At 69.0% G+C, this 11,400-nt stretch carries 8 protein-coding genes; 5 read left to right on the top strand and 3 right to left on the bottom strand.

Annotated features, from left to right (window positions below; translation table 11 throughout):
* The first annotated feature begins 96 nt into the window (after positions 1–96).
* The 4 genes from ACFV2O_RS24960 (at position 97) to ACFV2O_RS24945 (ending at position 3,423) form a co-directional block, all read left to right on the top strand.
* On the top strand, positions 97–903 hold the full coding sequence (locus ACFV2O_RS24960; RefSeq protein WP_379253871.1) for an SDR family oxidoreductase: 807 nt from the start codon (positions 97–99) through the stop codon (positions 901–903).
* A gap of 9 nt (positions 904–912) precedes the next feature.
* Positions 913–1,110, top strand: coding sequence for a ferredoxin (locus tag ACFV2O_RS24955; protein ID WP_379253870.1), 198 nt, complete (start codon positions 913–915; stop codon positions 1,108–1,110).
* Between the two features lie 139 nt (positions 1,111–1,249).
* Positions 1,250–2,842, top strand: coding sequence for a succinic semialdehyde dehydrogenase (locus ACFV2O_RS24950; RefSeq protein WP_379253869.1), 1,593 nt, complete (start codon positions 1,250–1,252; stop codon positions 2,840–2,842).
* Between the two features lie 95 nt (positions 2,843–2,937).
* Complete coding sequence (locus tag ACFV2O_RS24945; protein WP_355075053.1) at positions 2,938–3,423, top strand: glutathione peroxidase; 486 nt, start codon at positions 2,938–2,940, stop codon at positions 3,421–3,423.
* Positions 3,424–3,641: 218 nt separating this feature from the next.
* Here the strand turns inward: ACFV2O_RS24945 and ACFV2O_RS24940 are convergent, their stop codons facing one another.
* The 3 genes from ACFV2O_RS24940 to ACFV2O_RS24930 form a co-directional block, all read right to left on the bottom strand.
* Positions 3,642–5,006: an NtaA/DmoA family FMN-dependent monooxygenase gene (locus tag ACFV2O_RS24940; protein ID WP_355075055.1), complete on the bottom strand. Its 1,365-nt coding sequence runs from the start codon at positions 5,004–5,006 to the stop codon at positions 3,642–3,644.
* 19 nt (positions 5,007–5,025) lie between these two features.
* The gene (locus ACFV2O_RS24935) at positions 5,026–6,060 is read right to left on the bottom strand and encodes an LLM class flavin-dependent oxidoreductase (protein ID WP_379253868.1); all 1,035 of its coding nucleotides are present in this window, start codon (positions 6,058–6,060) and stop codon (positions 5,026–5,028) included.
* A 171-nt stretch (positions 6,061–6,231) separates the two neighbouring features.
* Positions 6,232–7,671, bottom strand: coding sequence for an MFS transporter (locus tag ACFV2O_RS24930; protein ID WP_379253867.1), 1,440 nt, complete (start codon positions 7,669–7,671; stop codon positions 6,232–6,234).
* Between the two features lie 255 nt (positions 7,672–7,926).
* Here ACFV2O_RS24930 and car point away from each other — a divergent pair, with 255 nt between their 5' ends.
* The gene (car, locus tag ACFV2O_RS24925) at positions 7,927–11,400 is read left to right on the top strand and encodes a carboxylic acid reductase (protein WP_379253886.1); all 3,474 of its coding nucleotides are present in this window, start codon (positions 7,927–7,929) and stop codon (positions 11,398–11,400) included.

Raw genomic sequence — 11,400 nt, 5'->3', positions numbered from 1 at the left:
GCGGTCCTATGACGTCCTCGATTCCGGGATCGCCCGGGTTCATTCGTCCAATGTGCGTGGCTTCGCGCACCTACCCATCACCGTGGAGACCCGATAATGCCAAGATTCGCACCCCATCCGGAGCGCAGGCCCGCGCTCGTCGCCGGCGCCTCCTCCGGGATCGGCGCGGCCACCGCCGTCGCCCTGGCCGAACTCGGCCACCCGGTCGCGCTCGGCGCGCGTCGCGTCGAGCAGTGCGCCGAACTGGCGGACAAGATCCGGGCCAACGGCGGTGCGGCGTTCGCCCATCGGTTGGACGTCACCGAGTCGGATTCGGTGGAGGAATTCGTGCGTGCCGCCGAAGAAGCGCTCGGCCCTACCGAGATCCTGGTCTCCAGTGCGGGCGACATCGAGTTCGGGCAGGCGTACGCGATGGATCCGGAACGATTCGTGCGCCAGGTGCAGGTTCATCTGGTCGGCGCGCAGCGTCTCGTGCACCGGGTGCTGCCCGGCATGCTGCGCAGGCAGCGCGGCGACATCGTATTGATCAGTTCGGATTGCGCCTCCGAGCCGCGTCCGCGCACGGGCGCCTACAGCGCGGCCAAGGCGGGACTGGAAGCGATGGCCGCGCAGATGCGGATGGAGCTCGAGGGTAGCGGCGTCCGCCTGTCCCAGGTGCGCCCCGGACCGACCTTGACCGGAATGGGCATGGACTCCACGCCCGAGATCGTCGGCCCGGTGCTGGAGGACTGGAAAGCGTGGGGGTTCGCCAGGCATCCGTACATGTTGCGCGCGAGCGACTTGGCCGCCGCGGTGGTCGCGGTGGTATCCACCCCGCGCGGCTCGCACTTGGTGCTGGTCGAAGTGCAACCCGAGGCGCCGATACGTCCCCTCCCGGACGGCGCGGGACCGAACGAACAGTAAGGAGTCACGATGCGAGTGCTCGCCGATCTGGATCTGTGTCAGGGGCATGCCGTGTGCCAGGACGAGGCGCCGGAGGCGTTCCACGTCCCCAAACGCGGCAAAGTCGAGATCCTCGACGCCGCCGCGGACCCGCGGGCCCGCGGCGACGTACAGCGCGCGGTCCGATACTGCCCGACCCGAGCGCTGTCGATCGCCACGGACGAATAAGCGGAATTCGTCCCTCGCGGCAGGTAGGCAGGGCGCGGCCGGGCGAATACGATGAATCCGAAATCGGAACGTGTTCTAATTCAGTCGCGCGGTCCGGCCCGGCACCTGCGGCGATGCCCGACGTCATGGAGAAGATCCGATGAGCACAGCACACACCGACAAGGCCGAGAGCACCTTGCCCGCCAGGATCACCGGGGAACTGCTCGCCCGGCTGACCGGCCTGGTCGCCGCCGACGGTGGCGCGGCGCCATATGAGATGACCGAGGTCTACACCGGCGCGCCGGTCGGTGCGCTTCCACAGTCGTCCCCGCAGGACGTGCTGACGGCGTGCGCCGCCGCCCGGGCGGCGCAGACGGAGTGGGCCGCACTGCCGCTGCGTCAGCGGCTTCGGGTGTTCGAGCGGCTGCACGAACTGATCCTCGGCGAGGTGGAGACCATCGCCGACCTCATCCAGATCGGGTGCGGCAAGACCCGTCGCATGGCCGTCGAGGAATCCTGCGACGTGCCCATGGTGATCAGCCATTACCTCAAGACCGCGCGCCGGGTGCTGCGGCCGAAGCGGCGCGGCGGCGCGATGCCGCTGATCACCTCCTCGATCGAGCAGCACCGGCCCAAAGGTCTCGTCGCCGTGATCGCGCCGTGGAACTTCCCCTTCGCCATCGCCCTGTCCGACGCCATGCCCGCGCTGATGGCAGGCAACGGCGTAGTCCTGAAGCCGGACAACAAGACCGCGCTGTGCGTGCTCTTCGGCGTCGAACTGCTGCACCGCGCCGGGCTGCCCCGCGGCCTGGTCCAGGTGGTGTGCGGTGAAGGGCCCGACATCGGGCCGACCCTGATCGACAACGTCGACTTCGTCATGTTCACCGGCTCGACCGCCACCGGCCGGATCGTCGGCGAGCAGGCCGGTCGCAACCTCATCGGATGCAGCCTGGAACTGGGCGGCAAGAACCCGATGATCGTGCTCGCCGACGCGAACCTGGACGAGGTGGTTCCCGGCGCGGTGTTCGCCGCGTTCGCCAACTCGGGGCAGGCGTGCATGCACATCGAACGGATCTACGTGCACCGGTCCCTCCACGAGGAATTCCTGCGCCGGTTGGTCGCCGCGGCGGCGGAATTGAACGGAAAGATCGGCGGGGCCTACGATTACACGCCGGAGTTCGGTTCGCTGGTCTCCCCGCAGCATCTGGAACGGGTCGCCGCGCACGTCGACGACGCGCGGGCCAAAGGCGCCACCGTGCACGTCGGCGGGCAAGCGCGCCCGGATGTCGGTCCCGCTTTCTACGAGGCCACTGTGCTGACCGGCGTGACACCCGAGATGACCCACGCGACGCTGGAGACCTTCGGCCCGGTCGTCACCGTGTACCCGTTCGACGACGAGCAGGAAGCGGTGCGCCTGGCCAACGCGACCGACTACGGTCTCAACGCCAGCGTGTGGACCCGGGATGCGGCACACGGCGAGCGGATCGCCGCACAGCTGCAAGCGGGCAACATCAACATCAACGACGGCTTCGTCGCGACCTACGCCGCCAAAGGCACGCCGTCGGGTGGAGTGAAGCAGTCCGGAGTCGGCACCCGGCACGGTGACCAGGGCCTGTTGAAGTACACCGATACGGTGAACGTCGGCGTGCTCAAGAAGCAGGTGCTCGCCGCGCGGGCCGGTCAGCCTTACGACAAGCAGCTGAAGATGACCTTGATGTCACTGCGGCTGATGCGCCGGACCAGGTTGCGCTGAAAGCTCGTAGGCCGATGCGCCCGCGGCGGTCGGAAACCCGGTGATCCGGTAGCGTGGCCGTCGGGGTGGATCTACGGAATCGAGAACGGATACCTATGAGCCTTCGAGAAGTCCCGCTACGCACGCTGTCCGGCGAGTCGACGACCTTGGCCGACTTGGTCGGCGACCGCGCCGTGCTGCTGGTGAACGTGGCCTCGAAATGCGGGCTGACACCGCAGTACTCCGGCCTGGTCGAACTGCACGAGTCCTACGGCCCGCGCGGTTTCAGCGTGGTCGGCGTGCCGTGCAACCAGTTCATGGGCCAGGAGCCCGGCACGGCGGAGGAGATCCAGCAGTTCTGTTCCACCACCTACGGCGTCGACTTCCCCTTGCTGGAGAAGACCGACGTCAACGGCGACCAGCGCCACCCCCTCTACCAGACCCTGGCCGACACCCCCGACGCCGAAGGCAACGCCGGCGACATCCAATGGAACTTCGAGAAGTTCCTCATCGACCGCGACGGCAAGGTAGCGGGCCGCTTCCGCCCCCGGACCACCCCCGACGCACCAGAATTGGTCGCCGCCATCGAATCCGTGCTCTGACCGAACGTGAAACCGGAGCCGCCGTCCATCCAGGACGGCGGCTCCGCTCGTATCCCTTCACGAATGGCGCATCGCTGCGGCGAATCGCGAGTAGCCCTCTCGATGGTGTGCCACTCGACAACTTCGGGCGCGATCGGTCGCGCGGCCTCCGGGCGCAGGCGTGCGAAGTGGTTGCCGAGCCGTCGCACAAGTTGGGCGGCGGCTCGGCTGTCGTGCGATCAGGAGCGGCGGGTGAGGGGTTCGCGTAGGCCGAGGTGGGCGCGGAGGGTGGTTCCGGTGTATTCCGTGCGGTAGACGCCGCGGTCTTGGAGTTCGGGGACGAGCCAGTTCACGATTTCGTCGAGGCCGGTCGGGACCAGGTAGGGGGAGATGTTGAAGCCGTCGGTCGCGCCGTGGCGGACCCAGCGGGCCAGTTCGTCCGCGACCTGGGTGGGGGTGCCCGCGAAGCCGGAACGTTCGGTGGAGGCGATCACGACTTCGCGCAGGGAGAGGTTTTCCGCCTCCGCCCTGGCCCGCCATTCGCGGGCGATGGCGATCGGGTCCTGTCCGGAACGCGGTGCGCCTCGGGTCTCCGAGATCGGCCGGGGCTGCGGATCGTCCGCGGGCAGGGGACCGTCGGGGTCGAGGCCGGACAGGTCGCGGCCCCAGATCTGGCCGGCCAGCGACAGCGCGGTCTGGCCGGTGTACTGGCCGCTCTTCACCCAGCGCACTTTCTCCTCGACCTCGGATTCCTTCTCCGCGAGAATGATCTGCGTGCCGGGCAGGATCCGGATGTCGTCCTCGGGGCGGCCCGCCGCGCGCAGGCGTGTACGGATGTCGTTCGCGAAAGCCAGCGCGTCGTCGAAATGCGTTCCGTGCCTGGAGAAGATGACATCGGCGTGCGCGGCGGCGAAATCGCGGCCCGTGGGTGAATCACCCGCCTGGAAGATCACCGGATGCCCTTGCGCGCTGCGCGGCAGCGTGGGGGTGATCGTCACGTCGAAGTGCGGGCCGGTCCGCACCACCGGATGGATCGCCTCGGCACGCGCCCACGACGGGCTCTGCTGCGAGGTCGCGATCGCGCCGTCGTCCCAGGCGTCCCAGATCGCCCGCACCGTGGCGACGAACTCCCCGGCGCGCTCGTAACGCAGCGCGTGGTCCAGGAATCCGCCGCGCCGGAAGTTCGCGCCGGTCCAGGCGTTGTCCGTGGTGACCGCGTTCCAGCCCGCCCGGCCGCCGGACAGCAGGTCCAGGCCGCCGAGTTTGCGCGCCAGGTCGGCGGGCTCGTTGTAGGTGGTGTTCTGAGTGGCCACCAGGCCGATGTGGCGGGTGACGCCCGCCAGCGCGGCGAGCTGGGTGATCGCGTCGGGGCGGCCCGCGATGTCCAGCTCCAGGATCGCGCCGTCCTGCTCGCGCAGGCGCAGGCCCTCACCGAGGAAGAACGCGTCGAACAAGCCGCGCTCGGCGGTCTGCGCGACCCGGCGGAAGGTTTCGAAGTCGATCTGCGAGCCGCTGGACGGGTCGGACCAGATGGTGGTGTGGTTCACGCCCTGGAAGAAGACGCCGAAATGGACCTGGGCGTCGGGACGCGGGAAGTCGGTCACGGAAACGATCTCCTGACGATCAGCGGGTGGTCGCGTAGCGGTTGGCGGGGCGGTTCAGGCCGAGGTTGGCGCGCAAGGTCGAACCGGGGATCGGGCGGTGCGCGACGCCGGTGCGCAAGAGCGCGGGGACGACCTCGCGCGCGAGCACGGGCAGATCCTCGTCGATCACGGCGAGGTGCAGCCGCACACCGTCCAGGTGCGCGCTGAGTTCGGTCAGCAGATCGGTCAATTCCCCGGCCGATCCGGAGAACGCCAGGCGGCCCGGCGAACCGGAGGATTCGCCGAATCGCTGTGCTGCGCGCGTGCCCGGAACGTCCAAGGTCACTTCGACTTCGGCGAACGCGAGCGCGGCCCCGCCGGAGTCCGCCGCCACGGCCGCCGCGACGGAATCGGCGGCGACGAGCCGGACATCGACCTCGCCTTCGGTGCCGAACACCACGGGCTGACCCTGTGGCGGCCGCGGCACGATCGCGGGTCCCTTCACCGAGAAGCTCTCGCCCTGGAAGTCGATGTAGTGCAGCTTGTTCCGGTCCAGGAATCGGCCGCTGGCGTAGTCGCGGATCACCGCGTCGTCTTCCCACGAGTCCCACAGGCGACGGGCCACCTCGATCGAATCCCGTTGCTCGCGGGCCAGATCGGCGTCTTCCGACACCGGTCGACGTCCCCAGGTGGCGGCGGCGCGTGGATCGTCGACGCGCTCGGCGATCCATCCGGCCCGTCCCCGCGAGGCGTAGTCCAGCGACGCCACCTGCGATGCCGTGTGGAACGGTTCGGCGTAGGTGGTGGCGACGGTAGGAACCAGACCGATCGTGCTGGTCGTTGCCGCGACGAAGGACGCCCGCGTCACCGCGTCGATGCGACCGGGAATCTCCTGCCCCGGCAGGATCGAGTCGGCGAACGTGGCCAGGGTGAACCCGGCGTTCTCGGCGGCGGCCACCCGCCTGTGCACGGTATCCGCGGTGAGCAGACGGTCCGGCGCGTGTGCCGCCCGCCGCCACGCCTCGGGGCGGAACCCCTCTCCGTCGAGTTCTACACCGAGCGCGAAAACGCCCATCCCGCACCTTCTTTCATCCCGCGAACGATGACGCGACGATCGGTGGCCCGAGCCGGGCACGATGCGGCTCGGGCCACCGGCGGCGCACCCCTTGCGAGCATGCGCGCAAGGGGCGGCCGATCGCGATGGTTTGCGTCGCGATGATTCGAAGGTTGTCGAACGGAGGGTCGGCTACCGTGCCGCCCGAGCCGCGAAAGCGGCCGCCAGCAGGACCGTGACGCCCTCGGCGATCGCGGTGCCGCCGAGCGCATGCGCCGCACTGCGCACCGTGCTGCCCGCGAGGCCGAGGAACAGCGACCCGAAACCGGCGATCCCGACCACCACGCCGAGTTGCACGTTGGTCACCAGGATGCCGCTCGCGTCGGCCGCCAGGCTCATCGGGACCTTGGCCAGCGTGCGGGTCATGAGCGGACTGAAGGCGATACCGTTGCCCGCGCCGCACAGGCCGAGCAGGGTCAGCGCGAGCGGTCCGACCTCGCCGCCGTCACGTAGCAGCACGCCGAGGGCGACCATGCTCACCGCCCCGACGACCAGGCCGAGCGGGATCATCACCGGATGGAACCGGGCCGGGACGCGTTCCCAGTTCAGGCTGGCGACGGCGAAGGTCACGCCGAGGGGGACGAACAGCAGTCCCGCGTGCAGCGCGCTGTAGCCCAGCGTGCTCTGTAGGTGGATCGCCATGACGAACATCCAGCCGCCGAAGGTCGCCATGGTCACGAACAGCGCGACCGCGGCGGGCACGAGGCCGGGCGCGGTGAGTACCGCCCGCGCGAACAGGGGCTCGCCGCCACGGGTGGCGACGACCCGCTCGATCGCCACGAACGAAGCGAAGCCGAGCACGCTGGCGGTCAGGGCGATCCACGACCACAACGGCCAATCCAGCTCCCGCCCCAGGACGAGCGGCAACACCAGCATCAGCACCGACGCGGTGAGCGTGGCCAGTCCCGGCAGATCGAGCTTGCGCTTGAGCCGCTGGGCCGAGGACGGCAGGATGCGCGGCGCCGCCGCGAGCAATACGAGGCCGATCGGCACGTTCACCAGGAACACGCCGCGCCAGCTGCTGCCGAAGAGATCGGCGTTGACGATCAGCCCGCCGAGGACCTGTCCGGCGACCATGCCGCCGGAGATGATGGCCGAGTAGACGCTCAGCGCCCGCGCGCGGGCGTCGCCGGTGAAGGTGCGCTGGATGAGCGTCATGATCTGCGGCACCATGGCCGCCGCGCCGACGCCCTGGGCGAACCGGAAGACGATCAGCGATGCCTCGTTCCAGGCCAGACCGCAGGCCAGCGAGGAGAGGGTGAACAGCGCGAGTCCGGCGATGAACGCGCGGCGCTGGGTGAATCGGTCGCCGAGGCGCGCCCCGGTGACCAGCAGGACGGCGTAGGCGATGACGTACCCGGCGACGATCAGCTGCAGCGCCGCGCCGCTGGTGTGCAGGGAATTGCGGATGGAGGGAATGGCGACGTTGACGATGGAGGCATCGAGCACCGCCATGAACTGCCCGGTGAGAATGACGGCGAGGAGGGCAAGCGAACGCCGCGCTCCCAGCACGGCCGGTGCGGCCGCGGCGGCCGTCGTCGCCGCGGGCCCCGGCGATATGGTCTGTGTCATGCACCGAGCATGCGGTGCGCCGGGCACCGGTAACAGGAGCCCGATAACACTGGTACCGGCAGCACCAGGCTCAGTGTGCGGCACAACGCGATACCGAGTAGTTTCGAGGCCTTCCCGGCACCGTGTCCAGTGTCACAGACGTGCGCGGAGGCTATTGCCTGACCAAAGTACTTAGACGAGCTAACGTGTTTATGGAGGCGCGTTCAAGGACCGAAGGAGGTCGTCGTGGCACCCGAAACACGCGGGGAGCGGCTCATGCGCCGCATCACCCGGCTATATGCCGAATACGACGACATCCGCAACGCCACACCGCGTGCGGACGTCGCCGAGAAGATTCGCGGCCCCGGTGCGGCGCTCGCTCAGATCGTCGAGACGGTGATGGTCGGCTACGCCGACCGGCCCGCCGTCGCCCAGCGCGCGACCGAGCTGCGCACCGACGAGACCGGACGCACCACGCTGACGCTGCTGCCGCGGTTCGACACCATCACCTACGGCGAGCTGTGGGAGCGCGTGCGCGCGGTCGCCGCCGCATGGCACGGTGACGCGGACACACCGCTGCGGGCAGGCGACTTCGTGGGCATCCTGGGCTTCACCAGCAGTGACTACACCACGCTCGACCTGGCCTGCATCCACCTCGGCCTGGTCGCGGTACCCATGCAATCCAGCGCACCGGTCGCCCAGCTCACCGCGATCGTGGCGGAGACCGAGCCGCGGGTGCTGGCGGCGACACCGGAACTGCTCGACGCCGCGGTGACGTGCGCGCTGTCGGAGTCCGGGCCACAACGGCTGGTCGTCTTCGACTACCACCCGGAAGACGACGACCAGCGGGCGGCGTTCGACGCGGCCCGCGCGCGGCTGGCCGACGCGGGCAGCGCGGTGCGCGTCGAATCGCTCGACGAGGTGCTGGCGCGCGGCCGGACGCTGCCGCCGGCGCCGCTGTTCGTCGCCGAGCCCGGCGAGGACCCGCTGGCGCTGCTGATCTACACCTCGGGCAGTACCGGAACCCCGAAAGGCGCGATGTACAGCCAGCGGCTGGTCGCCAGGGGATGGGTGAACCGGCCCGATGTCGCCGCGATCAACTTCAACTACATGCCGATGAGCCATGTGGCCGGTCGCGGGTCGCTGACCGGCGTGCTGGCGCGCGGCGGCACCGCGTACTTCGCGGCCGAGAGCGATATGTCGACGCTGTTCGACGACATCGCGCTGGCCCGGCCGACCGAGCTGTTCTTCGTTCCGCGCGTGTGCGACATGGTCTTCCAGCGCTACCAGAGCGAGGTGGACCGGCGCTCCGGACCCGGTGTGGACCGCGTCGCGCTGGAAGCGGAGGTGAAAACCGAACTGCGCGAACACTTCCTGGGTGGACGACTGGTCATGGCGATCTGCGGGAGCGCCCCGGTGTCGGCGGAGATGAAATCGTTCGTCGAGTCGGTGCTCGATCTGGAGTTGCACGACGGCTACGGATCCACCGAGGCGGGCGGCGTGGTCGTCATCGACGAACGGGTGCAGCGGCCGCCGGTACTGGACTACAAACTCGTCGACGTCCCCGAGCTGGGCTACTTCCGGACCGACAAGCCGCATCCGCGCGGCGAGCTGCTGTTGAAGAGCAGCACCCTGATCTCCGGGTACTACAAGCGGCCCGAGGTCACGGCCGAGGTCTTCGACTCCGACGGCTTCTACAAAACCGGCGACATCGTCGCCGAACTCGGCCCGGATCACCTGGTCTACGTCGATCGGCGCAACAACGTGCTGAAACTCTCCCAGGGCGAATTCGTCGCGGTCTCGCGTCTGGAGTCGGTCTACGCGACCAGTCCGCTGATCCGGCAGATCTTCGTGTACGGCAGCAGTGAACGCGCCTATCTGCTCGCCGTGATCGTGCCCACCGAGGACGTGCTGGCCTGGGGCGATCCCGAGAAGATGAAGACGGCGCTGAGCGACTCGCTGCGACAGCTGGCCAAGGACGCCGAGCTGCAGTCCTACGAGATCCCGCGCGAGTTCCTGATCGAGCCGGAACCGTTCACCACCGCCAACGGGTTGCTGAGCGGCATCGGAAAGCTGTTGCGGCCCAAGCTCAAAGAGCACTACGAGCCGCGCTTGCAAGCACTCTACGCCGAGCAGGCCGCCGGGCAGGCGAACGAACTGCTCGACCTGCGCCGCACCGCGGATCACCTACCCGTGCTGGAGACGGTGAGCCGCGCGGCGAAGGCCGTACTGGGCTGCGCGGACGCCGATCTGCGCCCCGACGCGCACTTCGGCGACCTCGGCGGCGATTCGCTCTCGGCGCTGTCGCTGTCGAACCTGCTGCACGAGATCTTCGAGGTCGAGGTGCCGGTGTCGGTGGTGATCAGCCCGGCCAACGGTCTGCGCGAGGTGGCGGCTTACATCGCGGCCGAGCGCGCCTCGGGGACGCGGGGCGCCACCTACGCCTCGGTGCACGGCGCCGGGCCGCAGGTCCGCGCCGCCGATCTGACCCTCGACAAGTTCCTCGACGCCGGCACCCTCGCCGAGGCGCCGAATCTGGCGCGCCCCTCCGCAACCGTGCGCACGGTGCTGCTGACCGGCGCGAACGGCTACCTCGGCCGTTTCCTGTGCCTGGAATGGCTGCGACGGATGCACGACAGCGGAGGCACGCTGGTCTGCCTGGTCCGGGGTTCCGACGCCGCCGCGGCGCGCAAGCGACTCGACAGCGCCTTCGACACCGGAGACCCCGGCCTGGTCCAGGAATTCCAGGATCTGGCCGCCGCGCATCTGGAGGTGATCCCCGGCGACATCGGTGATCCGAACCTGGGGCTCGACGATCGGACCTGGCAACGGCTGGCCGAACAGGTCGACGTGATCGTGCATCCCGCCGCGCTGGTCAACCACGTGCTGCCGTATCGGCAACTGTTCGGTCCCAACGTGGTCGGCACCGCCGAGTTGATCCGTCTCGCCCTGACCACGCGGCTCAAGCCGTTCACCTATCTGTCCACGGTCGCCGTGGCCACGCAAATAGATCCGGCCGTCTTCGCCGAGGACGGCGACATCCGCGAGCTGAGCGCGGTGCGCGCGGTGGACGACACTTACGCCAACGGCTACGGCAACAGCAAGTGGGCAGGCGAGGTACTGCTGCGCGAGGCCAATGACCTGTGCGGGCTGCCGGTGGCGGTGTTCCGGTCGGACATGATCCTCGCCGACCGGCGTTACACCGGTCAGCTCAACGTGCCCGACATCTTCACCCGGCTGCTGCTGAGCCTGCTCGTCACGGGGATCGCGCCGTTCTCCTTCTACCGCACCGACTCGAACGGTCAACGCTCGCGCGCCCACTACGACGGCTTGCCCGCCGATTTCACCGCCGAGGCGATCACCACTCTCGGCGCGACGGCGGGGACGGGTTTCCACAGTTTCGACGTGCTCAACCCGCACGACGACGGCCGCTCGCTCGACGAGTTCGTCGACTGGCTGATCGAGGCGGGCCATCGCATCGAGCGGATCGCCGATTACGACGAGTGGGTCACCCGATTCGAGACCTCCCTGCGGGCGTTACCGGAAGCTCAGCGCCAGGCCTCCGTGCTGCCGTTGTTGCACGCCTATCGACGACCGGCCCCGGCCGTTCGTGGCTCGGCAATGCCTGCGGAGAAATTCCGGGCTGCCGTCCGAGCCGCGAAAATCGGCGCCGATCAGGATATTCCGCAGATATCCCGGGAGCTGATCGAGAAATACGTCACCGACCTGGGCGTGCGGGGCTTGCTGTAG

Origin of the sequence: Nocardia sp. NPDC059691 (assembly GCF_042733915.1) — a bacterium.
Classification (GTDB): Bacteria; Actinomycetota; Actinomycetes; order Mycobacteriales; family Mycobacteriaceae; genus Nocardia; species Nocardia sichangensis.
The sequence above is the reverse complement of the archived record's forward strand: the minus strand, read 5'-3'. Positions and strand labels throughout refer to the sequence as shown.

Excerpts from the sequence above, each read along its gene's own strand:
- ACFV2O_RS24960 (WP_379253871.1), top strand. The coding sequence starts at position 97 with ATGCCAAGATTCGCACCCCATCCGGAGCGCAGGCCCGCGCTCGTCGCC.
- ACFV2O_RS24955 (WP_379253870.1), top strand. The coding sequence starts at position 913 with ATGCGAGTGCTCGCCGATCTGGATCTGTGTCAGGGGCATGCCGTGTGC.
- ACFV2O_RS24950 (WP_379253869.1), top strand. The coding sequence starts at position 1,250 with ATGAGCACAGCACACACCGACAAGGCCGAGAGCACCTTGCCCGCCAGG.
- ACFV2O_RS24945 (WP_355075053.1), top strand. The coding sequence starts at position 2,938 with ATGAGCCTTCGAGAAGTCCCGCTACGCACGCTGTCCGGCGAGTCGACG.
- ACFV2O_RS24935 (WP_379253868.1), bottom strand. The coding sequence starts at position 6,060 with ATGGGCGTTTTCGCGCTCGGTGTAGAACTCGACGGAGAGGGGTTCCGC.
- ACFV2O_RS24930 (WP_379253867.1), bottom strand. The coding sequence starts at position 7,671 with ATGACACAGACCATATCGCCGGGGCCCGCGGCGACGACGGCCGCCGCG.
- car (WP_379253886.1), top strand. The coding sequence starts at position 7,927 with ATGCGCCGCATCACCCGGCTATATGCCGAATACGACGACATCCGCAAC.